At 68.9% G+C, this 23,818-nt stretch carries 16 protein-coding genes; 5 read left to right on the plus strand and 11 right to left on the minus strand.

The genetic code is table 11. The features are described from left to right. The first annotated feature begins 256 nt into the window (after positions 1 to 256). Positions 257 to 1,654, plus strand: coding sequence for an SGNH/GDSL hydrolase family protein (locus K7G59_RS08545; protein WP_374114198.1), 1,398 nt, complete (start codon positions 257 to 259; stop codon positions 1,652 to 1,654). Between the two features lie 46 nt (positions 1,655 to 1,700). Here the strand turns inward: K7G59_RS08545 and K7G59_RS08550 are convergent, their stop codons facing one another. From K7G59_RS08550 to K7G59_RS08560, 3 genes are all read right to left on the minus strand, one after another. Then, a complete protein-coding gene (locus K7G59_RS08550; RefSeq protein WP_225831808.1) occupies positions 1,701 to 2,003 on the minus strand; it encodes a hypothetical protein in 303 nt (100 codons plus the stop codon). A 209-nt stretch (positions 2,004 to 2,212) separates the two neighbouring features. After that, positions 2,213 to 2,407 (minus strand): hypothetical protein, encoded by a 195-nt coding sequence (locus K7G59_RS08555; RefSeq protein WP_225831810.1) that lies wholly within the window; start codon positions 2,405 to 2,407, stop codon positions 2,213 to 2,215. A gap of 11 nt (positions 2,408 to 2,418) precedes the next feature. Then, positions 2,419 to 3,267 carry a helix-turn-helix transcriptional regulator gene (locus K7G59_RS08560; RefSeq protein ID WP_225831811.1) on the minus strand — a complete coding sequence of 283 codons (849 nt, stop codon included), beginning with the start codon at positions 3,265 to 3,267 and terminating at the stop codon, positions 2,419 to 2,421. 227 nt (positions 3,268 to 3,494) lie between these two features. On the opposite strand from K7G59_RS08560, the gene K7G59_RS08565 reads away from it, so the two are divergent. Further along, positions 3,495 to 4,175, plus strand: coding sequence for an ATP-binding protein (locus tag K7G59_RS08565; protein WP_374114199.1), 681 nt, complete (start codon positions 3,495 to 3,497; stop codon positions 4,173 to 4,175). 109 nt (positions 4,176 to 4,284) lie between these two features. Here K7G59_RS08565 and drmB read toward each other — a convergent pair whose 3' ends face one another. From drmB to K7G59_RS08590, 5 genes are all read right to left on the minus strand, one after another. After that, the gene (drmB, locus tag K7G59_RS08570) at positions 4,285 to 6,150 is read right to left on the minus strand and encodes a DUF1998 domain-containing protein (protein ID WP_225831813.1); all 1,866 of its coding nucleotides are present in this window, start codon (positions 6,148 to 6,150) and stop codon (positions 4,285 to 4,287) included. Then, positions 6,147 to 9,395 (minus strand): helicase-related protein, encoded by a 3,249-nt coding sequence (locus K7G59_RS08575; protein ID WP_225831815.1) that lies wholly within the window; start codon positions 9,393 to 9,395, stop codon positions 6,147 to 6,149. The genes drmB and K7G59_RS08575 overlap by 4 nt, the downstream gene beginning before the upstream one ends. Next, positions 9,392 to 11,296, minus strand: coding sequence for an ATP-dependent helicase (locus tag K7G59_RS08580; protein ID WP_225831816.1), 1,905 nt, complete (start codon positions 11,294 to 11,296; stop codon positions 9,392 to 9,394). Before K7G59_RS08580 ends, K7G59_RS08575 begins: the two co-directional genes overlap by 4 nt. After that, on the minus strand, positions 11,293 to 16,059 hold the full coding sequence (locus K7G59_RS08585; RefSeq protein ID WP_374114200.1) for a DEAD/DEAH box helicase: 4,767 nt from the start codon (positions 16,057 to 16,059) through the stop codon (positions 11,293 to 11,295). The genes K7G59_RS08580 and K7G59_RS08585 overlap by 4 nt, the downstream gene beginning before the upstream one ends. 195 nt (positions 16,060 to 16,254) lie before the next feature. Next, positions 16,255 to 16,452: a hypothetical protein gene (locus K7G59_RS08590; RefSeq protein ID WP_225831818.1), complete on the minus strand. Its 198-nt coding sequence runs from the start codon at positions 16,450 to 16,452 to the stop codon at positions 16,255 to 16,257. Between the two features lie 529 nt (positions 16,453 to 16,981). On the opposite strand from K7G59_RS08590, the gene K7G59_RS08595 reads away from it, so the two are divergent. Genes K7G59_RS08595 through K7G59_RS08605 form a run of 3 tightly spaced genes read left to right on the plus strand, consistent with a single transcriptional unit; the run spans position 16,982 to position 21,003 of the window. Continuing rightward, positions 16,982 to 19,123: a helix-turn-helix transcriptional regulator gene (locus tag K7G59_RS08595; RefSeq protein WP_225831820.1), complete on the plus strand. Its 2,142-nt coding sequence runs from the start codon at positions 16,982 to 16,984 to the stop codon at positions 19,121 to 19,123. Between the two features lie 3 nt (positions 19,124 to 19,126). Beyond that, complete coding sequence (locus K7G59_RS08600) at positions 19,127 to 20,122, plus strand: hypothetical protein (protein WP_225831822.1); 996 nt, start codon at positions 19,127 to 19,129, stop codon at positions 20,120 to 20,122. Next, the gene (locus K7G59_RS08605; protein WP_225831824.1) at positions 20,119 to 21,003 is read left to right on the plus strand and encodes a DUF6339 family protein; all 885 of its coding nucleotides are present in this window, start codon (positions 20,119 to 20,121) and stop codon (positions 21,001 to 21,003) included. The genes K7G59_RS08600 and K7G59_RS08605 overlap by 4 nt, the downstream gene beginning before the upstream one ends. Here the strand turns inward: K7G59_RS08605 and K7G59_RS08610 are convergent. Genes K7G59_RS08610 through K7G59_RS08620 form a run of 3 tightly spaced genes read right to left on the minus strand, consistent with a single transcriptional unit; the run spans position 20,996 to position 23,765 of the window. Further along, a complete protein-coding gene (locus K7G59_RS08610) occupies positions 20,996 to 22,360 on the minus strand; it encodes a DNA cytosine methyltransferase (RefSeq protein ID WP_225831835.1) in 1,365 nt (454 codons plus the stop codon). The genes K7G59_RS08605 and K7G59_RS08610 overlap by 8 nt on opposite strands. Positions 22,361 to 22,392: 32 nt before the next feature. Then, complete coding sequence (locus K7G59_RS08615) at positions 22,393 to 23,367, minus strand: DNA cytosine methyltransferase (protein ID WP_225831837.1); 975 nt, start codon at positions 23,365 to 23,367, stop codon at positions 22,393 to 22,395. Further along, entirely contained in the window at positions 23,355 to 23,765 is a 411-nt protein-coding gene (locus K7G59_RS08620) for a very short patch repair endonuclease (protein WP_225831839.1), read from the minus strand. The genes K7G59_RS08615 and K7G59_RS08620 overlap by 13 nt, the downstream gene beginning before the upstream one ends. Between the last annotated feature and the right edge of the window lie 53 nt (positions 23,766 to 23,818).

Here is a 23,818-nt window from a genome sequence, read left to right on the forward strand (position 1 = left end):
TCGGCGTTCGGTGATCCCACACAATTGTCCCTTCCTGACCGACTACCGGAACGGAACAAGAGTTCCCGGCGTCTGTGTGCAGAGGGATGGGCAGCCTTCGGACGGGGGGTCGGGCGGGGGGCCGTCCGGGGAGGGTGGTTGGGCTGACCGGGGGTTTCAGCAGGCCGCTGCCAGTTGTCCCGAGTCCATGACGCATCATGGGGCTCACCGGATCCGGAGCCTCGGGCTCCCTTTTCCCGAGGAGAACGACACAAGCGTGACCAGGCGTCATCACGGGGGCGCGGGGCCCGCTGGGGAGCAGCCGGGGGCCGCAGCCCACACGCAGCACGGTGCGGTCCTGAGCGCGCTGGTCGCGCTGGTCCTGGCCCTGTCTTCGGTCATCTACATCGCGGCGACGGCCGAGGACGGCACCCCCGGCACCAGCCTCGACGGCAACCGCCCGCACCAGGGCTCCTCCGCCGCTCCCGCCGCCCCCGCCTCCACCAGGGCATGGGTCGGCTCCTGGGCGACCGCTCCGGTGGGCGGCGAACCGGGCACCGAGAGGGACGGCCTGGCGGGCCACTCGCTGCGCAACGTCGTCCACGCGAGTACCGGCGGGACGAGCGCGAGGGTCACCCTCTCCAACCTCTACGGCCAGTCGCCGCTGACCGTCACGCACGCCTCCGTCGCCCTGGCCGCGGGCCCGGACACCGCCGCGGCTGCCGCGGGGACGATGCGCAGGCTCACGTTCGACGGCAGCACCAGGGTGGTCATCCCGGCCGGCGCCCAGGTGGTGAGCGATCCCGCACCGCTCACCATCCCGCACGACGCGACCGTCCTGGTCACCGTCTACGCCCCCACCCCCTCCGGGCCGGTCACCTACCATCCCCGCGCCCGGCAGATGTCGTACGCCGCCGACGGCGACCGCAGCGAGGACGCCACCGGCACGCCGTACACCGAACAGACCCCGTACTGGCGCTATCTGACGGCCCTGGACGTCCTGAGCAGCGAGTCCACCGGCACCGTCGTCGCCTTCGGCGACTCCATCACCGACGGCATCACCTCCACCGTCGGCGCCAACCGCCGCTGGCCCGACGTCCTGTGGCGCCGGCTGAGTGCGGCCGTCGCGGGCGGCGGGCACCTGCCGCGCTACAGCGTCGTGAACGAGGGCATCAGCGGCAACCAGGTCCTGGCCGACGGCCCGGGCCGCCCCGCCGAGAACCAGAGCGGCACGGCCCGCTTCACTCGCGACGCCCTCTCCCACCCCGACGTCAAGGTGGTGGTGATCGACCTGGGCATCAACGACATCCTCCGCAACCCCAGGCTGGCCGACCCCGACCGCATCACCGCCGGCCTGCGCACCCTGGTCCGCCAGGCCCACGCCCGCGGCCTGAAGGTCGTGGGCGCCACCCTGATGCCCTTCAAGGGCCACCGGGGCTGGACCCCGGCGAGGGAGGCGGTACGCCAACAGGTCAACGCACGGATCCGGTCCGGCCGGATCTACGACGCGGTGGCCGACTTCGACACATCACTGAGGGACCCCTACGCCCCCCGCAGTCTCCGCCCCGCATACGACTCCGGCGACCACCTGCACCCCAGCGACCTGGGCTTCCGCAGGATGGCGGAGACCTTCGACCTGCGCCTGCTGCAAGGGGCGGGCCGGGCGGAGCTGTAGGCAACTGCCGCCGGGCCCGCTCAGACGCTGCGCACTGGGTCCCGTCTCAGGCCTTGCGGTCGGCGACGGCCCAGGAGGCAAGAGCCACAGCCCCGGCGACACCGAAGACGGACGGCCAGGCGCCGACCTTCTTGGCCAGCGGGTGAGACCCGGCGAACGCGGCGACGTACGCGGCCGTGAGCGCCCCCGCGGCCTTCCCGCCCGCCTGCTTGCGCCACTGCTGCGCCGCGGCGGCCCCGGCGACGGCGAGCACGGCCCCGCCGAGCTGCCGCTTCTTCGTCCAACGGGCGACGCCGTAACCCCCGACAAGCCCACCGGCGGCGACCGCCGCGCTGGGAACCTTGGCCATGAGTTGCCTCCTCGTATCAATTCAGCCGGTGCTGTCCGTCACTGCTCTGGCCCGAGGCTAACGTGCAGGTGACCAGTCTCGATCAACAGGTTCGACCCGTTGGTCGAATGATCGAGCTGGTGCCGAGGGCGTCATGACGGCGACCGCGGCAGTGGCATTCTCCGTAAAGACTTGCTGTCGAGGTCGGGATTCGGGGCCCAGGAGAGGCCTCACTGCAGCAGGTGATCCGCCTTACCCGCCTTGATGTCGAGAATCATGGTCCGCAGGGCGTCACGGCTGTCTCTGACGAAACGCTCCTCCTCGCCGTGCACCGCCACGTATGCGTTGCCGGCTTCGTCGACGCCTATCCGGAAGCACGAGTTGCCTTCGCCGCAGAAGGGTTCTTCCCACTGGATCTCGGACATGACATCTCCTACTAGAGCTGGTGTGCGACGGCGTGGATGAAGTCCTTCGAATCGTCGGGGGAGAGTGCCAGTTCCTCCATCCGATCCAAGTGAGCACGGTACTTGGCCAACTCTGCCTCGCCGTAGAGGAAGTCCGGGCCGTGCGAGTTGTCGATCTGCACGGTGTCCAGTTGCTCCGTCGGTCCCTCCGCGTAGAGGACGGTCTGACCCGCGCCCGGAATGGCTCCGTGGGTGAAAGGGATGACGCGCACCGTGACGCCGTCCTTCTCGGATTGCGTGAGCAGATGTTCCAGTTGTGCGTGAGCGACCCGACGCCCTCCGAACTGCATCCGGATCGCGGCCTCGTGCACGAGTCCGATGAAGGGGGGAGCGGAAGCGGCGGTCAAGAGTTCCTGGCGGCGACTGCGATGGGCCGCCCTCATGGCCACCTCGTGCTCCGGCAGTGGGGGGAGAACGGCACGGAAGACAGCCAGGGCGTAGTCGGTCGTCTGTAGCAGGCCAGGAATGTGTACCGCACAGGCAGTGCGCATGCGAGTGGATCGAGCTTCCAACTCTGCGATGTCCAGCATCCCTTGGGGCAGAGCTTCGCGGTACTGATCCCACCACTCATGGCCGCCCGAGGCCATCGTCACCAAGGCCTCCACGTACTTCTCGTCGGCGCAGCGGCAGTGCTGAGCCAGGGTGCGCAGGCGCTCCTCGCTGATGTTCCGGACCCCGGACTCCATGTAGGAGATCTTTCCGCGATCGACGCCGAGAAGGTTCGCCGCCTGCTCCGCGGACATGCCTGCCGCGATCCGCATCCTGCGCAACTCGTGTCCGAGACGCTTCTGCCGCTGAGTGGGGACTGCTTTCGGGGGCATGTCGGTCCTTCCGGGTTGGCTCAGGAGGCAGTCTGCCGTGCGTCGGTATCCCCCTCCACGATCGAGCTAATTTGCCGGAATGGATGGCAAATTTGCCTACGACTCTTCTAGCTTGAACATCGCACCGCACCGCACGGCGAGGAGAAGTGCACCGCCCATGCCTGCTTGCTCTCTCCCGCCCTGGGAGAGGCGGGCCTGGGCCAGGGCGACAGGCCACTGCTCGCCCAGTGGCACACGACGACAAGCGGGAGAAGGAGTCGGACATGCATTGCAATGCGTGCACACCAAGACGCCCCTGGGCGCTGCCGTTTCTTGCCGTGCCGGAGGGTGTGGCCGCACTACGCGCCACGCTGAGGCTTCATCTGCGGCTGTGGGGACTGCCGGAGCTGACCGATGCGGCGCAACTCTGCGCGAGTGAACTGGTTTCCAATGTGATCACTCACGTGGGCCCGGGTACACCCGCGATCCTCGCCGTCTCCATGAGCGGCACGCACCTGCGCATCGAGGTCCACGACCCTGACCCCCGGGCCTTACCGACGTTGATCGTCTCCGCCGACGATGCGGAGACGGGGCGCGGCATGGCCCTTGTCACCGGCAGCTCCGATCGCTGGGGCGTTCAGCTCCTGCCCGACCGGAAGATCACGTGGGTCGAATTCGCGACCAGCCTCACCACGCCGAACGGGCACAGTCAGAACGTGCATGTCTGGAGGGCTGGGAGCGTCCTCGGTCTTTACGGCGCGGGGCAGCCTGTGTGTCCGACTGGATCGGCCAGGTTGACCGCCACCGTTGCCGAGACTGTGGCGGTCGACGCCATCGCCGACCTTCTTCATTGGCTTCGGGTGCACGGGCATGACGCGGAGGACATGTTGGATCGGGCCCAGATGCAGTTCGAGGCCGACTTGGAGTGAACCGCACGAGAGGAGGCAGCTGACAGCGGGGACTCCATCACGCCCTCACCTTGTGGACGAGGGGACCGGAAGCGGAGCGTCGGCTGCCGCGCGGTCCCCGGTTCGACTGTCAGTGGTCCAGTATCTCGGCGAAGAAGCCCATGCGGGGATCGTCCGGGGTGCCGATGAGCAGCGCGCGGTCGAGCAGGATGTTGTTGTGCTCGCAGCTCGTCTCCGGGAGCATCACGCAGGCGTGGCAGGCGGCGAGGTTGGTGCCATGGGTGCCGGACGCCTCGGCCTCGACGCAAAGCGGGTCGGAGGAGCACCACTCGGCACGGTGCATGGCCGAGCGGATCGCTCGGTCCAGGCGGTCCGGTTCGCCCTGGGCGACGAGCCCGCCGAGGCTGCCCGCCGAGTCGCTCGTCGCTGTGTAGACGAGTACCCCCGCCATGTCGTCGGCGGCATAAAGACGTTCACGCAAGGCGGCGGTCGGATATCCGGCTTCCAGGCTCCATTCGTTGATGAGCACGTGGGCCAGTGTGTGCAGCAGCACCATGCGGGGTGTGGCGGGGGACGGCGGGATACGGCTCGGATCCGTCGCCCGCTGCTCCATCGCCCTCCGGTGCGCGGTGCGTATCCTCTCCACCCGGGCGGCGACGGCAGGGGCCTTCTCCCATGAGGTGAGCCGATTCTCGTCCAGGCGGAGGAAGACCCCTTCGCCGTGAACCACCATCGCGGGGAGCCACTGCAGATCGCGGTCGGAGAGCGGAACCTCGTTCGACTCGGTGGTCGAGTCGGGGTCGGCGAGCCGGGTGAACGCCTTGAGGGCGCGCACCTCACGGAGCTTCTTCACCAGCATCGGGCCCGTGACACCGAGCGGTTGGAGCACCGTCGCATCACCCAGGGGGCTCTCGCAGACGAACTGCTCGTCCCGGGCGTGTTCGAGCTCGTCATTGCCGGAGCGGAGACGCTCGTACTCCTTGTTGCGCAGAGCGCGGTAGCGGTGGTCGAAGGAGGGGGTGTCCTCGCCGCTCGGATCCTCCTCGCGTTCCGCGTCGAGGAGCGCCATCACCTCGTCGATCGGGACGGGGCTTTCACCCTTGAACGCGAATTTGAGGCACATTTCGACGTCCGCGCGACTGTCCAGCTTGCGAAGTTCGTCCCAATGCTCGGCGAGCGGATCAGAGCGTCCGCTGCTCCACGGCGGGATGGAGAGTGCCGACTTCAGCACCGGCTGCCACACGGCCGAGGAACCGCGTTGGAGAGTGCGCGGGGTCAGGCCGCAGGGCCCGGCGGGTGCGGAGGTGCCGAGCCAAGGGCGGGTGCCACGGCAACGAAGGCCCAGGTCCTTCAGGGCGCGTCTACGGAAGGAGCCTTCCATCGAGACCTCGGGCACCCCGCAGGTGCAGGAGACGAGGATCGAGCGGAGCGAAGAACTGCGACCGGTGGAGCGCAGTTTGAGGGTTCCACCGCATTGGCCGGCGGCTGTGGGCCCCTGCCCCGAACCACGGTGGACCCACTGCCAGTAAGGGAATTCGTCGAGGTGTCCGGCCTCGCAGGCGATCACGAAACGGGAGGGGACGAGGTCGACCTCGCACGTGCCGCACACGCTTCGGCCGGGTGGCGGGTTGAATTCCCGGTGCCGGCGCAGGTCGTCGCACTCGGGGCAGGAGTGCATGAGGGGGAAGCGGCGGACCCGGAGGCCGTCCTTGCTGGTGTCGTCGGACGCGGGTGGCAGGCGGAAGTAATGGACGCCCAGGAGGCGAGCGAGGCGCCGCTCGTGGACCCTGGGGGACTCGTCGCTGTTCCAGTGCTCGTCGGCCCCGTCGAGGCCGGAGACAATGAAGGACTCGTGGTCGACGGCTACGAGCGAGCCGACACCGTACGTGGTGATCGCCTGGGCACGACGAACCGCACCACGACGAGGAAGGTTACGCGCGGGCACGGCGCCGTCCGCGCCGGTCCGGCGGCGGCGAGCGGGGGGCGGCGGGGTCATCGGGTTGCCTCCATGAACAGGGCGGACTCGGCATCGACGTCGCGCAGGCTCCACAGGGTGCGCCATGCCTTGCCCTCGGACTCGTCGTCGTACGACTTCAGGAGTGACGGGGTGCGGTCGCCCCTGCGGGGCTCGAAGAGCAGGCCCCCGTGTGTGTCGGCCTCGTCGCACCACCAGTCCACGAACTCGTCGAAGGCACGATCCACCGCGCCGACCTCCTCGGGAGTGACCTCCCGGACGCGATCCAGCAGAAGGGGCTTGATCTTGTCGTGGAGGAGGTGCTCGTAGGAGTCCACCAGTCCCGCTGCCTCGTTGGGGCGGGCGGCCGGAATCAGAATGCGGGCCAGGGCGACGACGACCGCGTGCAGGCCCCGCTCGCGGGCACGTACGGAGAAGGGCGTGACGGAGGTCGACTCGACCTCACGGTAGAGCGCGGAATGGAAGTGCAGGAAGTTCTCGTAGTGGGAGCGGTCGCGGGAACGGGTTGCGTTGAGCATGACGGCGACCAGTCCGGGGTGGGCGCGGCCGACACGGCTGGTGGCCTGGATGTACTCGGCCGTGGTCTGCGGCTGGCCCATCACGGCCATCAGGCCGAGACGGTCCACGTCGACGCCCACTGCGATCATGTTGGTGGCGAGGAGGACGTCCACGGTGTCCTCGTCCGGGAGCCTCTTCTCGATGCCCTTGAGGCGAGCGGGGATGTCGCTCGCGTCGATCCGGCTCGTCAGCTCGGAGTAGTTCGCGACGGGTCGGGCCGGGACGCCCTCTCGCTCGGCAAGCAGCTCCAGGTAGGCCACCACGTCGTCGTGGACCTGGAGTTCGGCGGCGGACAGCAGCCGGAGGCTGTTGAAGTAACCGACCAGGCTCCAGTACGCGTCGCGGACGTCGTCGTCGGTCTGCGCGTACATGGCCCGGTGCAGCAGTGTCGCGTACGTGCGGATGAGCAGCGTGGATTGGCTGGTGCCGGGAGCGAGCAGGCCGACATAGCGGCGGCTGGCCTTCTCCTCGCGAGGAGTCTCGACAGCGAACCAGGAGTCGCGGGAGTCCAGGCCGGCAGGCGGGAACTGGCGGACATCGCGGGCGAAGAGGTGGAGTCCCTGATCGGCGGCACGACGGATGGTCGCTGTGGAGGCGATCACCTTCGGCCGGCCGGCCAGTTCGTCCACGGCGGTCTCGTAGAGGCCGGTGAGTGTGCCCAACGGTCCCGAGATCAGGTGGAGTTCGTCCTGGACGATCAGCTCCGGGGGAGGGGTGCGGTCGCTCGGGTCGTCGCGGTTGAAGAGAGCGGCGGTGGCCGGGCGCCACGGCATCGAGGCGAACTTGTCGACGGTGGCGATCACCAGCGTCGGTCGGGCGTCGTACACCGCCTCGTCGATCAGGTGGACGGGCAGGCCGTCGACGAAATCGCAGTCGGGTCCCGGGCAGCGGACGTACATGCGCTTGGCGTCTTCATCGACCTCGTACGCACGGGCGTCGAGGCGAGTGCCGCACCAGGGGCACGCGTGCAACTGGACCGGGTTCTCGGTGGCGAGACGCTTGTCGAGATCGCCACGGAGCCCCGCGAGTTTCTGCTCGGCCTCCGCCAGAGTGTTGGGTGTGGCCGAACGCCCCACCCACATGCCGATGGAGAACTCCTCGTCGCCCAACTCGGGCGTGTTCCGACGCATGCGCTCCATGGCGCAGAGCAGGATCGTGGCGCGCTCGAACTGCTGGAGGGTGAGCAGCCGCAACGTGTAGCGCATGAGCACGGTGACCCCGCCGCCGGCCGCTCCCCTGCGGATGCGACGCAGGAACGAGGTGAGGGCGATCAGACCGAGGTACGCCTCCGTCTTGCCACCACCCGTGGGGAACCACAGCAGGTCGGAGACCTTCCGGTCGGGGTGCTCGGGGTCGTCGATGCCGGCCAGGCACAGGAGCATGAACGCGATCTGGAAGGGGCGCCAGCGGCCGGCGGCCGGGTCGGGGGCGCCGACGCGTCCGCTCTTCACCCAGGCGCTGCGGGCGCGCTGATCGGCCATGGCGCGGTTGGCGAGTCGGAACGCCCGCATCACGTCAGGCTTGCACCGTAGGAGTTCGATGCCCTCGCGGACGCGGCCCAGTGCCTCCTTGCAGGCCTTCACCTGGTCCCGGGCGGGCTTCTCGTGCGTGGTGCCCGCAAGAGCGTCGGCCTCGACCTCCTTGCGGTCGATCCAGTGTCCGTAGCCCGTCGCGAGCGCCTCCAGGGCGGCCAGGACCTCGGTGTCGGAGTGCTCCGCCAGTCCCAGCATGGACAGAGCCGAGCTGTCGATCTCCGGATTGGAGTCCGTGAGCAGCACCTCGACAGTGGGCACGAACTCGCTCCGCACCTCGGGTACAGCGGCGTCCTGGGTATCGCTCACGCCGATCGGTGCCGGCGTCCAGTCCCACTCGGCCGCGCAGCCGTGACCGACGGCGAAGGTAGGGGCGTGGCGGTGCAGGAGTCGACTGGTCGCGACCTCGGGGTCATGGGCGTCAGCCGGGGCCGGACGTTCGACGAACGCGGTGGAGCCGTCGGCCGCTCGGACGGTGAGACCGCACTGGAACAGGGAGAACGCGTCCTGCAGTTCGTGTTCGTCGACCTGGTGGGTGTTGACCAGGGTGACCGTGACCGTGACCGTCCCCGTGGTCGGGGCGCGGTGACGGACGTTGACGCGCAGCGCGACACCGGGTCCGAGGTCGACCTTCATGTCCGGGGCGGGCGTGGTCACGTCGATCGTGGTGTCCGCAAGTGCGAGTTCCTTGCGCCGCCACCGCTCCCGCTGGTCAGAGGTGGTGCGGGCCTCGGCGCGGCGGGCCGGGATCAGGTTGCCCTCCGCGTCGGTGGGCTCGTAGACGGCGGCACGTGCCGAGACGACGATCGCCTTGCCGCCCGGGGCGACGGCGAAGGTGAGACCCATCGAGGAGGGACGTCGGGACCCCGCGGCGCCCACCTCCTGAGCGGTGCCGGATTCCTCGACGTTGTCGCGGGTACGCTGCGGGGCGTCGTCCAGACCCTCGTGCTCGGCGGCGTCGTCGCGAAGCCGTTGCTCGGCGGCCGTGTTCTTCGGCCGTGGGTAGAGGACGCCGGTCAGGTAGCGGTCGATCGGTGCGTCCTGGGTGAGGACCTCGTCCCGGTCCTCCGGCGCTGCTCCCGGAGCGGGGCCGAGCAGCTCGCGGCGGAGTCCCGCCAGGAGTTCCTCGTCCCGGACCCGATAGTGCTCGGAGTGTCGGCCTGCCACCCGCGTCATGCGCGCTGCTCCTCGTCGTTGTCAGCCCGTCGATATCTTCCGATGCCGGTGATCCTCGGGACGATCCACACCCCGCGGTCGCCGAGGCCGGCGTTGGCCCCGGCGGCAGTGCTGCCCGACACGGTCTCCAGGGTGTCGATCCGTAGGCCGTGGATCTCGTCGGGCCACCAGGGCTCCCACGTCCGGTTCACCTTCTGCACCTGGAACAGCTCTTCGCGGAACCGCTCCGACGCCTCGCCGATCACCCGCCCGTCGTGCACGAGCTCGTACGGAGGGCTCCCGTGTTCGCTCATCGGCACGCCGTGCCGCCTGCGCAGCACCACCTCATGGCCGGGACGCACCCGCTCCAGGAGGTACGTCTGGGCCGCCAGGGCGTCGGTCTCGTGGCACGGCGGGTTGTCGCGGCACACGTCGCCCGCCTCGGCGACGACACCGAACCGGTCGTACGACCGCCATCCGCCGACATACCTGCGACCGCTCCTCCTGACTCCCGCTCTCTTGAGGATCGGCAGGTCGGGCGAGGGCACGTGGTAGAGGTCCTGCCGGGCGCGGGTCATCGCCACGTACAGGGCGCGGGCTTCCGCGGGCAGGTCCAGCTCCTCCTTGTACTGCTTGTGCAGTTCGGCGGCGGACGGCGGAGTCAGGACGATCACCCGGTCGAACTCCAGGCCCTTGGCCCGGTGCACGGTGGAGACGACGATCCGGGCGGTCTCCGGGTCGGCGGCCTCGTCGGGAAACCTGCCTTCGGCGACGGAGCGCCGCAGGCGTTCGACATCGAGCACGTTGCGCGCGGCGCCGCGCGCGGTCCGGCGCAGCGCCGTCCACAGGGCCGTCGTGTTCGGCTCGTACGACAGAGGGATCTCCGCGAGCAGGGAGCGGAAGCGGTCCTCCGTGAGGCCGGTGGCCTCGGTCCGGCGCAACAGTTCGGCGACCCAGTAAGGGACCGGGCGCTCTTCGAGGGGGCGCTTGAGCCGGTGCTCGACGCCGTGCTCGTGGAGCAGGCCGGAGACCACCAGGGCCTGCCGGTTGTCCCGGGTGAGGATCGCGCAGGTGTCGGAGAGCGTCCGCAGCCCGTCCAGGGAGAGCTGATCGGTGAGGTCGCCCAGGCCGTTCGCCGGGTCGAGGAGCAGGTCGCGCAGCTCCTCGTAGAGCGCCCCGGCATCGTCCGCGCCGGTGGTTCGCTGGAGCCGGGGACCGTGCGCCAGCGCGATCCGGGCCTCGGGCGTGGCCGCCCGGAAATTCTGAGTGAGGTGCAGTTCCACCAGGTCGTCCGGGTAGGAACAGCGCAACCAGTCGAAGAACCGGCCGGTCTCGTCGGCGCGTTCGGTCGGGTCCTCGATCTGGAACCCGTAGACGGACTGAGCGGCGTCGCCGACGACGGTGAAGCCACAGGTGTCCTGATACCGGTCGAGCAGCGTCTCCACCAGCTCACGGCGGGCGCCCAGCAGGTCCTGGACCTCGTCGATCACGACATGAGCGGGCGGGACGGCGTCGCCCGCCTCCAGCGCGCCCTTCTCGATCGCCCCGGCGGCGGCGGTGATCCGTTCGTCGAAGCAGGCCGCGCTCCACTCGCCGTCCGGGTCGGCCTGACGGAGCACCCCGTACGCCCAGGCGTCGAAGGTCTGGGCGCGCACTCGGCGGGCCCGGTCGCCGTGCCGGGCGATCCGCTCACGCAGTTCCCGGGCCGCGGCCCGGGAAAAGGTGAGGACCAGGATCTCGGCGGCCTCCAGGGCTTCGTCGGGGTCCTCGTGACCGCACAGGGCGTCGAGCCGGCGCACCAAGGTGTGCGTCTTCCCCGCCCCGGCGCCCGCGGTGACCAGCACGCGGGCGTCCCAGGGCTGCTCGACCACGGCCCGCTGCTCGTCGGTGAGCGGCGGACTGTCCAGGTAGGCGTCGGTCACTTACGGCTCCAGAGGTGCTCGAACTGGGTGAAGGCGAGCTGGGTGTCGAAGTTGGCGATGTTGTCGCTGACGTTGAGGATCAGGCAGGTGTCCTTGCCGCCGTTCTTGGGTCCGCGCAGGCCACGACCGATCATCTGCTGGTAGACGTTGGTGCTGTAGACCGGACGCGCAACCACCACGACGCGGGTCGCGGGTGCGTCGAACCCCTGAGTCAGAACACCGTAGTTGGTGAGGACCCGAATCCGCTCCGCACGGAAGTCCTCGATCCGCCGGCGCCGATCCTGGGCGCTGGTGGTGGAGTCCACGGCGGCGGACGGGATCCCGCGGTCGTTCAGCATGGCCGCCAGGTACTTGGCGTGATCGACGGAGGTGGCGAAGAGCAGGGTCGGCCAATCCTCCGGCAGAGCGGCCACCTCGTCGACGATACGGCGACTGCGCGCGTGGTCGTCGGCGAGGCGCTGTTCGGCGGCGCGAGAGAGCATCGCCATCCGGTCGGCCTGCGCCTTCTCCTCGCGGGTCAGCTCGATCCGGCCGCCTTCCAGCGTGCGGTGCTGGACCTGTGCGAGCATCCCCCACTCCTGGAGATCGCGGTAGGGGTCACCGGAAGGGAAGACGCCTTCGTCGAGCCGCCGGTTGCCGAAGCGGTTGACCAGCCGACGGGTCTCCTCCTCGTTGGTGTTGCGGAACGGGGTGGCGGTCAGACCCAGCAGGTGTCGCCTGGTCTCGTACTGGGTCAGACCCAGCTGTCCCAGGATCTCGGTGTAGCGCTTGGAGACGGCGGTGTGCGCCTCGTCCACGATCACCAGGGACGCCTGCCGCAGCCAGCTGTAGCCGTCGGCGTCCAGGCAGTGTTCCAGCTTGGCGTCCGTCGCGACGACCAGATGCGGGTGGTCCACCACGTCACCCACCTCGTTGCTGCCCCACAGCCGGCTGATGGTCAGCGGTCGCTCCGCACCCACCTTGCTCCACACGAACTTCCAGCTCTGCACGGCCTGCTCGCACAGCTCCTCGGTCTGCGCGATCCACAGCAGAGGACCTTCCAGGTGGCCCGCCTGCTTGACCCAGCGGATCACGGCTTCCGCGGTGACGCGGGTCTTGCCCGCGCCGGTGGGCAAGGACAGCATGGCTCGTTGAGGCGCGAACCGATCGAGCATGCCGGTGATGTTCCGGACCAGATCCTCCTGGTAGTCGTGGAGCCGCGGGAAGTCGCGCGGGCCGTCCACGGTCTCGAAGGCGGGCGGGGAGGGCGTCCTGGAGCCGGCGAAGGCCACGGGGAGCCTCAGATCCGACACGAAGGCGACGGCGGCCGAGGAACCTCCGTAGCCGACCGGCGCGTTGGGGAACCTGGCCTGGATGTCCCGAGCGTGCTGCTGGAGAACGCCGTCACCGTGCGCGTTGAAGGCCATCTGCGCGATCCTGTGCCCGGACGGCTCCGCGCCGTCGGTCTCCTGCAGTTCGGCGTCCATCAGTCCTTCGGGCAGCCCGGACCGCAGCGCTTCGGCGCCGATCAACAGCTCGATCTTGGTGACGACGTCCTCGGCGTCGCGCACGGCCCGGAGTGCCGCCCTGGTCGCGCTGTCGCGAGCCATGCGTTCCTGCTGCTCCAGCACCGCCCGGCAGCCGGCCGCGCCGAGCTTGAGCTCCAACTCCCGGTCGATCAGCCGCAGCATCGCCTCCGGATCCAGAGGCACGCGCACCTTGACCGTCCCGCCCTGGCGCACGGCGTCCAGGGGGCGCGGCTTCGTGCCGTTCGGGGTGCGGGTCACCTCTTCGAGCTCGGTGCACCGCTGCACCGTGTTGTTCCGGTTGCCGCTGTTCAGCCGCTGGCGCAGCGCGGGGTACAGCTCGACCAGGGGCACCGGGTCGCCGTCCGGGACCTCGCGGGTCTCCCGGCTGATGACGTCGGCGTAGCGCAGCATGCCCCACTTCTCGACCATCAGCTCGGCGTCCGCCGGGGTCGCCACCAACAGGGCGGGAAGCTGTTCCGCGCGCAAGGCCCGATACTCGGCGGAACCCACCGCGATGGTGATCTCGTCGTCGGGACGGGCGCCCCAGACGTCACCGATCCGGCAACGGGTCAGGGAGTCCTCGGGGAAGTCCGCACCGAACCGGGTCAGCATCACGTAGGTGGCGCCCACGAACGCGTCGTCCTCACTCCGTGACACCTCGGCCAGCAGGGCGTCCCAACGGTCCGCAGGCACCTCGTCGACCGTGGTGGGCAGCCGCAGCTTCCGGGCCTTCTCGGGCGAGATGTCGGCGACCGGCAGCACGTCGCGGTACGCCGCCAGCTGTGGTCCGACGGCTTCCCTCAACGGCTTGATCCCCTGGGAGGTGGCGACGGTCCCGTACTTTCTGAGCATCCAGCGGATCGGCGAGATCACGGCCTGCCGGGTGCTGGACTGCGCGCCGATCTGACGGGTCCAGTTGTCCACCACGGCGTCGTCGGGAAGCGCCTTCAGAAAGGCGGCGCGGGACTCCTCCGACAGGGAGCGGAACAGGTGCAGGGGGCCGCCGATCGCGGAGCCCTCCACCTTCATCCGGTTGAGGGAGGGGGGGTTGTGTGCACCGCGCTCGGCCAGCGCACGCAGATAGGCGGCGTGAACGGCCTCCCGGTACTCCTCGAACCAGGCCTCGCCCTCCGGCCGCACCGACGACGAGGGCCGCTCGCGCAGGCCGATCTCGGGGAAGAAGGAGAGGTCGTCGGAGTGGAACTTCTTGTCGACGGCGATGCTCGGGTCACGGTCGGCGTCGACCACCGCCCCGGGCAGCATGCAGTCACGTACGGGACGGAACCTCCCGTCGGCCGTGCGGACACGCAGCGTCTCGCCCGGACTGGGCACGCGCTCGAGCACCTTGTGTGCCAGTCGACGCCCGCCGGCCTGGCGGAACAGTTCCCAGAACCGCTCCCACTCGGCGTTGCCATAGCTGTCGAAGCCCTGGTCGAGGACGCTGATGAACCGGCCCTCCGCGTCCGCCTCCCGGATACCGAGGACGTTGAGAGCGTGCGCCAAGGACGAGTCGCGGGCGAGGTCGCCGGCCACGTACACCAGGGATTCGCGCAGCCCTCCCTCGTCGGCGCGGCGGAACACCCGACCGGGCACGGGGGCGACAAGACCGTGTTCCTCGGTGAGCACGATCCGGGCCCGGCGGGCCTCCTCGGCGTACGGGGAGTGGATCTCCACCATGTCCGCGAGGATGCGGATCGCCGTCGCGGAGGCCTCGGCTGTGCCGCACGCGACGAGTGCCTCCAGCCACTCGCGGACACCGGTCCGCTCGTGCCCGGCCGCCGCGAGGATGTGCTCGACCTTGCCGGACCGCAGGGAGTCGGCCTCGACGCCGGGGTGCAGCCAGTCGGTGGGGCGCCCGGGGCACTCGTGCCACATGCGCAGCCAGCCGGCGAGGCGTTTCTGGTCCTTGTCGAACCGAGGGTGCACCCGCAGTTCAGTCGGCACGCGCAGCACCCCTTCCTGGTCAGGGAGCGACGGACGGACCGCGGCCCGCGCCCAGATCTCACGGGTCAGGAACTCGTCCGCCCAGCTGATCGCCTCCTTCACACGGCCGGGCAGCAGAGGGAGGTAGGCGGCGGGGTCCTCGGTGGGGGCGAGGTCGGGAAGAGAGTCGACCACGAGGGCTGCCGACGCCCTGATCATCTCCTGGTTGAACGGCGAGGAGTCGAGCAGGTTCTGCCGGTCCTCATTGGTCTTCCAGGCCCCGTTGAGGATGCCGCTCAGCGACATCTCGTACTTGGTAGGGAAGAAGGACCAGAACGTGCCGCGGCCACGGGTCCGCCGATTGACGTACAGGCCGCTCTCCGGGTCCTTCTCCAGGGCGGGAACACCCCAGGAGAGGTCGAGCGCGACCCGGTCGTGGAGTTCGCCGGCGTCGGCCCGGGCCGCCGGACCGGGGGTGTGGTCGGTGGTGAACACGCGCCAGTGGATGGTGGCGGTGGCCTTCCCTGTCCTTTCCTCGGTCACGGTGTGCAGGTCGCCGACCTGACGTGTGGTCAGGAGTCGGCGAGCCACGGGGCGGGGACGACGGTCCTCCAGGACGACCTTCGCGACATGCGGCGAGAAGAGCTGGAAGCCCACGGGGAACTCGTCGCGGGGCTCGCCGTGGTCCTTGGCGCGACTTCCGTGCATGTCCCGGCCCAGCCGGTCGTCCGCCTTCGGGAGCAGGGGGAGGCGTACGACGGTGGTCGCCCAGGTCAGCAGCTCGTTCAGGACGGGATCGGCGGCACGCTCGGCCTGCATGTCGAGTGGGCGGGCCATGCGCAGCACAGGGGCGTCGAACTGCGGGCCGTATCGCTCGACCACACCGGGCACGGACTTGATCTGGTCGTACGACCAGTCACGGTCGAACCCGAAACTCCCGGTGCGACTGAAGAACTCGGGGGTGTCTGTCACCACCAGGACCGATTTCACACCGACACCGAACCTCCCGATCTGACCACCGCGCTTCTTCGACATACTCATTCGAAGAATCGTCTCCGCGCCCTCCGGGGTGACCGGGTTTCCTTCGTTGGCGCAGTACAGATGAGTTTCCGTGAGTATGGCGTGAATTTTTCCGCCCGGCTCGTCGGCGATTTCGTCGGCCGCGTTCTGGACGAGCTCGAAAAGTTGGCGATCACCATATCCACCCTGGGTGATACGGCGTTCTCCGTTGGCGTGTTCGGCCACGAGACCAGGGTCCACCGCGTAAGTCTGCAGAACCCGGGAAGACTGCTCGAGGACGGTTTCGATGACCGGCGAGGGGGAAGTCGACACTGCTCCTGCATTCCTGGGATGTCGAGGGCGGGACGAGAGTGAGTGACGGGCCGGCTGCCGGCTTCGTGTAGCCGGCCCGTGTGTGTGAACGGTGCACTCTGGGTGTGCGTGCATGCTCCGACGGCCCGGGTGGCACATGGGCATCAGCCCTGCTCCGGGGAGGCCTCGAACCCTCGGTGGGCTGAGGTCGGGCCGTCAAGGGGTGCCGTCGGGCAGCTCCTGAGCTTTCTTGGCGAAATCAGGGAAATCGTGGACGAAATTGGCTTCGGAGAGGCCGAACCACCGAATGATCTCCAGTGTCTCAGCTCTGCTCTTGGCTATCCGAATATGCGTCTCAAACGCGCTTAAATCTCGCTCCGAGACCAAGTGGTCGCTGTAGTCCTCTTCGCCCATCGAGTAGTCCCACCCCGCAATGTAGATTTATCGAGTCGCACGGGGCGGTTTTGGGTGTACGTCCCCCCGCGATCAGGCAGCTTTCTCTGTGAGACGCTTTCCCGTTGATACGCTAGCGGGTCGAAGTCCCGAGCTGCCAGGGTTTTGCTGATTGTTTCTGGATTTGCGTGTGGGTGTTTCTCACCCTGATGCCGAGTGACGGACGCACTTCTGCCCCGGCCGCCGACCTTCCCGATTTCGGGTCCTGTGAGCGAGGCGGCACTTCCGCCACCGTGGACGCTATCGACTGCCCCGCAGGCGTGCAACCCCGAACTCCCTTTCGTAGCCGGTGAGTTGACCATCCCCGCTGTAGGGCCCGGCGTAATCGGCGCCAACGAGTGCAACTCGGGCATTTGGGCGACTGAGTTGATCAGGCTCAGGTGATCAGATGTGGTCAACTCTTGTTTGACAGTGCTCGGTTCGTCAAATTAGCCTCTTGGTCTGCCGCGTGCGCCCGGCGCGGGGCTCCGAGGGGAAGAGCAGGTGGCGTGTGGAGACAGGTGAGGAGTTCGGGCCCTGGCTGGCCCGACAGCTCAAGCTCGCGGGGAAGACGCAGGCCGAGCTGGCCGATGAGCTGAATTTGACGCGAGCGGCCGTCTCCGCGTGGATCACCGGAAGGTCGACCCCCCGTCCGACCGTGATGGCGGACATCGCCAAGGCGCTCGGCACGGACGTCGGCACAGTGCACACCCGCACCACCGACACGCAGGCCGGCCTGCCGATCACCTGGTACCACCGCCCCGGCTACCCCGACGGCGGTCGTGAGCTGGGCAATGCCGCGGCTTTCGCCTTCGACGCGGACGTGCAGGTGCTCGCTAGGGAGACCTGCCAGAACAGTCTCGACGAACGACTCACGGAGAACGGACGGCCTGTCAGGGTCCGCTACACCCTGCACGAGCTGACCGGGGAGACGCTCGACGCCTTCCGTGAAGCGATCCTCTGGAACGACCTCTTCCCCCACTACTCAGCCGTCTCGGAGGGTGCAGGAAACCAAAAGGTCGGTCGCGTCGTGGACGCCGGTGTGCGCGACATGTACGAGAAGGGCCGTCTGGTCCTGCTGCGGGTCGACGACTACAACGCATCCGGCCTCATCGGCGACGACTATGCGGACGGGAAGTTCGCTGCTGTCGTCAGGCGCCAACTGGAGAGTCTCAAGTCGACTCATGGCGCCGGCGGCTCCTACGGCTTGGGCAAGGCGACCCTGTGGGCCACGAGCGCCCTGGGGCTCGTGCTCATCAACTCCACTCTGTCCGTGCCTCATGAGGGGCGGACAGAGCGACGGCTCATCGGCCGGCTCGAGCTGCCCTGGCGGGAGGTGGACGGCCGACAGTACGCGGGTCCCGCCTGGTTCGGGCGCCCCGACCCGGACTCGCCCGGTGCCCAGGTCGCTCGCTCCTGGTGGGCGGACGAGGAGACCGTGGCCCGTCTGCACCTGACCCGGGAGAACGACGAGCCCGGCACCTCCTTCCTCGTTGTCGGGGCGCACGACGTCGCCAGCCTCGACGAGAAGAGGTCGGACGTCGATGAGGAGGCGATCGACGAGGACGGCGACGAGGACACACGCGACATCAGCCGGATGCACCGCCGTCTGGTCCAGGCACTGGGACGTGACTTCTGGGCCGCGATGATCGGTGGCGGCGGCAGGCCACCCCTGTTGGAGGTGTCCGTCCGTTCCCTGCGAAACGGCGACGTGGTCGTTCCGGAGGAGCAGGTGGACCCGTCCGACATGCAACCGTCCCGAAGCCGTGCCCTGCGTGCACACTTCGAGGGTGCCACCGTCGATCGGCTCACCGAGGCCGGGCAGGTGGCGGCGCGCAGCGTTCCATTGAAACTGCCGCTGTCCGGAGGCACTCGGGGCACCCTGGGCACGCACCAAGCGGTCCTGTTGATCACCGATGCCGAGGACAAGGACGGTGCCAAGAACCAGGTGCACTCGCTGCGTGGCAACCGGATGACGATCAAGAACACGACTGTGCCGAACCTGCCGCTCGGGACCAATCCCTTCCAGGCCGTCCTCCTGGCGGGTGAGGCTGCCGGGGAGTCGGCCCCCTTCGCGACGGAAGCGGAGGAATTCCTGCGTGCGGCGGAGCCGCCCGAGCACGACCGCTGGGGGCAGACGGAGGAGCTGACCCTGCGGTGGTCACCCTCCGCCTACCGGCGGATCAACTCGTTGACGAGCGAGGTGAACAAGGCGGTCAAGGAGCTCGTCGCACGACCGAAGCGCAGCGAGCGCGCGGGCGGGGAGGCGCTGCGCAAGGCGCTCACCGTCAAGACGAAGCCCAAGGCCAAGGCGCCCTCCGGACCGGTGGTTCCCGTGCTGGACGGGCTCGACGCAACTGTCGGTGAGGGCGGGGAGTGGCGGATTGTTGCCGAAGTGAGCATTCCGCGCGGGGACGAGATCACCCCGATGACGCCGGTTGCCCAGCTGGACGTGCGATCGGGAGGCCGTCCGCGGCTCGACTGGGCAGAGCTCGTGGCTGTCGAAGGCTGTGAAGTGGAGGACGGCGTGCTGCGGTTCACGCCCGGTGCCCGCCGGGCGAAGTTCCGCGGATCGACCGATGCCACCAGCCACCCGGTCAGGACCACGCTCACCCGCCTGGTCGTCGAACTCCGCGCGGGCAAGGGGGAGTGACGCGTGAAGATCTACCCGTACAAGCGGCTCAACCGGCCGGTCACGCTCAGGGTGACCGCGGTCTCGCTCAGGCTTTCCGACGGCACCCGCGACCAGTTGGAGACCTCCGCGTACTCGACTCAGCAGCAGGCCGTCGCGCTCGGCACCGCGGGCCACGCCGATTGGGTGACCGCCACCGTCGGACTGTCCGCGACCCTGCCGCCCGGCGCGAACGCACCGGACGCGGCCTGGTCCGATCTAGAGGTTCTGGCCGTGCTGACGGACGGTGAGACGAACATCCGCACCTCGGTGCGGCTCGGACAGGACAAGGAGGACGGCCGGGACTGGTCCGGCTCCCTGGAGGTGCACCGGGACGATCACTTGGGGCGCGCCGCTCTTGCCGTGTGCGCCGTCGCGACCGTGGACGGGGTACGAGGCCGGGCCATCGCGGAGACCGATCGGAGCTGGGTCATCGACACGGTCTCCGAAGAACCGGTTCGCGGCCTGCAACTGGACGTCCAGAAAGCCTCGTTCAGCAGAAGCTCCCGGGAGTGGCTGCACGCGTACGCCGATGCCCCCTGGATCGTGGACACCTCGGCCCGGCTCCCCACCGTGTTCGTGAACACCGATGTCGAGGGGGTCATGGACCTGCTGGACAGCAGTGGATCCGGCGTGGAGAGCAAGGTGCGTGACCTCCTGGTCGCCCAGATGGCCACCGACGTCTGGACCGCGGTGTTCCACGCTGCCATCGGCGATCTGGAGGTTGAACCCGGTGGAGGCCCCGTCTTCCCGACCGACTGGAAGGGTGAGGTGCTGCGGGAGATGCTCCCCGACGTGGTTCCCGGTGTGCATGTCGAGGATGCCTTGCGAGAGGTCCACCGCCGGCGCACCGGCGACTCGGGTTGGGTGGAACTGCAGACCCGCATCCACTACGCGGCAGTCCGCCGTGCGGACGCCATGAAGGCGCTCGCCTACGCCGTCCGCAGCCTGGAACAGATGAACCGTGGGAGTGACGCGTGATCACCAAGCCGAACCACGTACCGGAGCGCTTGGCGCTGCTCACCGCCTCGGCCGTCGACCCGTTCCTCACCGAGGAACTGCTCAAGGGTGAACAGGTGCACGGTGGCATCGACCTCGCCAAGGTCGCCGAGCCGCTCCCCGAGGACGACGCCCGGTGGTCGGTCGAGCCGATCCGGGATCTGGTGGAAGACGCCATGTTCGAGTTCCGGGAGGACCGTACCCGAGCCGACGCGTGGCTCGCCCCGCGGCTCCATGCCACGCTGCGCCTGACGCGGCGAGAGGCGACCGACAAGCGATTGTGGAACCACCTGGCCCTCGCTGTGGCCCCCGACTACGTCGCATGGCGTCACCTGTCGGAGCCGACGGCGAAGAGGCCGGAGAGGCGCATCGCCCCGGAGCGCTTCCGGGGTGCTGCCGACCGTCAGTGCTTCTCCCGCCTGTGGTGGGCGGCTGAACTCTTCCGGAACGGGCCGGACTATGAACCGGCCGAGGTCGCCTGCGGAAACCAGGACCTCATTCACACCGTTCTCCGCCTGGAGCTGATCGACCACCGACCCACCGCCCAGGCCATGGTTCGCCTGCTGAAGAGCGGCCGGGTCACCACCGGGCGGGAGATCACCGGCCTGAGCGCCGCGATCAACGCGGCCGGCGCGACGCTCCTCTACGACGCCCTCGCACCGGACGAACCCCGAGACCCCGCTCCGCTGCGCGACTGGATCACGGAGGCAGCATCGGCGCCACCGGTCGCGCGGCGTGAACTGCCGAAGGGGCCGGACGAGGCCCCCGTCCCGGAGGAATCCGTGGCCGCGCTCACCGAGTACTTCGCGGAGCTGTTCGAGACTGCGCCGGTCAGGGGCCGTGCCGGCGCGGACCTTACTTGACCGACACCTTCTTGCGCGGGCGCGAGGAGCGTGGAGGCACCTGGTCCTTGGGGTGCGGACATCTGTCAGTGCACGTGTCCGCGGCCCCACAGCCGTGGCTTCGCAGCTTGGCCCGCTGCTCGTCTGTGGCCGCCGGCCATGGCTTGCGCAGCACCTTCGTGTCGGGTACGGGAAGACCGAGCGCGGCGCTCAGCAGATGCATACCGAACGCGGGCGGTACGGCGTTGCCCACCTGCTGGGCCTGTGCCGTGCCGGACCACGGATAGTCCGGCGGGAAGCTCTGCAGCATCCCCGCCTCGTTCATGCTGAACCGCGCACCCTCGTGGACGATGTTCTCATCGAGGTGTTCGAAGACCACGAAGCGGGAGATGCGCCCCGTGACGGTGGCAGCGGGCTGCTGGTCGGTCCGCACCCCGCGTCGCCCTGGGTTCCCGGAGCTGCCGTAGTTCGAGCGGACCAGGAAGGGAGTGGTCCGTCCGGGATGTGTACCCACGCGGTCGCGGAGCACGTCCCCCATCGATCTCCACGACGGCAGGTCCCGATCCGTCTTTCCCTGGCGTTCTTCGGCCTCCGGTGCGGGCTTCTCGTCCAGGGTCGGCTGATGGACCCGACCCTCGGCCGGGGCATTCCTGCGGTTCCATCCCTTCGGCTCGTAGGCACGGTGGGTCGCCTCAGGAAGTTCGGGCTTACCGAGTCCCCTACGCCGAGCGATCAGCACCGCACGGGATCGCGTCTGCGGCACCCCGTACGTCTCGGTGGCGAGAACATCGACGACGACGTCGTACTTGGTGCGGTCGCGATCGGGCAGCCCCGTCTCCATCAGCACCTTGGCGTAATGGTCCCAGACCGGGGCAACCGTGGGCACCTGCTCCAGGACGATGACGTCGTACGGGCGGTTCGCCCGGTTCGGGCTCCTGGTTGCCTGGATGGCGTAGCGAAGAGGCTCGAGAACCAGGGCGGTGCGCTGGTCGTTGCTGAACTTCTTCAGATCCTCGTCGATCTCCTCGTCGGAGTCGCCCGCGATCAGTCGATCGATGTACCACTCGACCTTCTTCAGGGCCTCACGGCCCGCGCCGTGTCCGGCCACCGAGTAGGTCTGGCACGGAGGCCCACCGGCAAGCACGTTGATCTCCGGTGGCAGCGACTCGAAGGCGTCCCGGCGAACCGCGCTCACATCGGCGTGGAGGGTCTCCAGCCCCGCCGCGTACCGGGTCAGACAGGCGCTCCTGTCCCACTCGATGCCGAGGCTCGGAATGTCGAGCGCGTGCCCGGCGACGTCCAGTCCTCCGGGGCCCGCGAAGAGATCCAGGACAAATGGTCTGTCGACGATGGACTGGTGGGGCGCCGCGCTGGTCATGAGGGTGAAGTCTAGCCGGCCGGGGTGATCGCTCAACCAACGCTGAGCGCTTGGGCGACGGCTCGTCCCAGAGCCTTCCCGACAGGGGGCGGGGTCGCGTGCCCGACCTGGCGGTACCGGGCGGTCTTGAGCCCGGCGATCTGCCAGGTCGCGGGAAAGCCTTGCAGCAGCGCCGCCTGCTCGACCGTGAGCTTCACCATATTGTCCCTGCCGAGCTCCGGATCCCAGACGAAGTCCGGACCGGGGACTCGGTCACCCACGGTGTGCGCGTTCACGCCCATCGTGGCCCACTTCTTCTTGGCTCTGGTGGGGCCCAGGTCGGCGCCGCCCCGGTTCTTCGACCCTCCCACCAGTGTCGGAGCAGGCTGATCGGCTTGGGCGGCCCAGCGGGCGGCGTCCGCCCAACCATGTGCGGCCATGGACGGCCCCAATGCGGCACCGACCGTCATCGGTTCACGTGTCGTCGGTACCGGCGGCCGGAACGCCCCGGCCCACTGTCGCCGGAGAGCCACCAGGACGCCGTGCTTCCGGCTCTGCGGTACGCCGAAGTCGACGGCGTTCATGACGAACCAGCTGAACGCGTACCCCAAGTGATCCAGTTCGGCACGGACGAAGTCACGGAACCGTCGATGGACGTCCGAGTGGACGAGCTCGGGGACGTTCTCGATGAGGACCGCCCGCGGTCTGATCGCGTGCACGAGATAGACGGCCGCTTCCAGCAGCCGTTCTTCCAGACCGGTGTCCACGCGTCGGGCAGTCGCGCTCGACCTCACTCGCGGCAGGCCCGCCGCGAGGAGGTCCACGTCGTGACTCACGGGGTGCTCGGCCGGATCGAAGTCCAGCAGGTCGGTGTGCAGCACGTTCCACTGCGGTCGGTTGGTCCGTAGGGTCGTGACGGCGAGCTCGTCGTCATCCAGCAGCAGGCGGGGCTCGAATCCCGCTTGCTCCAGTCCGAGGGCGAGGCCGCCCGCTCCGGAGCACACATCGACGAAGGTCAGATCCCCCACTGCTTCCCCCTCCGCGTGCGTTCCGCCAGACGCTGCTCCACAGCGGCTCTGACCCGTACAGTCACTTCCTCGGGGGCCTCATGCTCCCAGAACCGCAACACCGTCCACCCCTGCGCGGTCAGGTGCTCAGTCGTCTCCCGATCGCGGGCCATGTTCCGGGCGAGCTTCTGGCGCCACCACTCGGCGTTGGCTTTCGGCTGCGTGGCGTGTTCGGGGCACCCGTGCCAGAAGCACCCGTCGATCAGGACGGCGACCTTGGCCCGGGTGAACGCCACGTCGATTCTTCGTCGCGCCATGCCCGGCACCGGGTACTCCACGCGATAGCGCAGGCCGGCCGCGTGCAGCATGCGTCGTACGGCCAGCTCGGCGTTCGTGTCCTTGCTGGCCTGACGGGACATGCGCGCTGAGACGCCGGGCGAGGAGGGCCTCACGTTGTCCAATGGTGTCGCGC

It is taken from the genome of Streptomyces sp. NK08204 (assembly GCF_020400585.1).
In the GTDB taxonomy this organism is placed as follows: domain Bacteria; phylum Actinomycetota; class Actinomycetes; order Streptomycetales; family Streptomycetaceae; genus Streptomyces.

What these genes read in the sequence shown, in the direction of transcription:
- K7G59_RS08550 (WP_225831808.1), bottom strand. Translation starts at nt 2,003, where the DNA reads ATGGCCAAGGTTCCCAGCGCGGCGGTCGCCGCCGGTGGGCTTGTCGGG.
- K7G59_RS08555 (WP_225831810.1), bottom strand. Translation starts at nt 2,407, where the DNA reads ATGTCCGAGATCCAGTGGGAAGAACCCTTCTGCGGCGAAGGCAACTCG.
- K7G59_RS08560 (WP_225831811.1), bottom strand. Translation starts at nt 3,267, where the DNA reads ATGCCCCCGAAAGCAGTCCCCACTCAGCGGCAGAAGCGTCTCGGACAC.
- drmB (WP_225831813.1), bottom strand. Translation starts at nt 6,150, where the DNA reads ATGACCCCGCCGCCCCCCGCTCGCCGCCGCCGGACCGGCGCGGACGGC.
- K7G59_RS08575 (WP_225831815.1), bottom strand. Translation starts at nt 9,395, where the DNA reads ATGACGCGGGTGGCAGGCCGACACTCCGAGCACTATCGGGTCCGGGAC.
- K7G59_RS08590 (WP_225831818.1), bottom strand. Translation starts at nt 16,452, where the DNA reads ATGGGCGAAGAGGACTACAGCGACCACTTGGTCTCGGAGCGAGATTTA.
- K7G59_RS08610 (WP_225831835.1), bottom strand. Translation starts at nt 22,360, where the DNA reads ATGACCAGCGCGGCGCCCCACCAGTCCATCGTCGACAGACCATTTGTC.
- K7G59_RS08620 (WP_225831839.1), bottom strand. Translation starts at nt 23,765, where the DNA reads ATGTCCCGTCAGGCCAGCAAGGACACGAACGCCGAGCTGGCCGTACGA.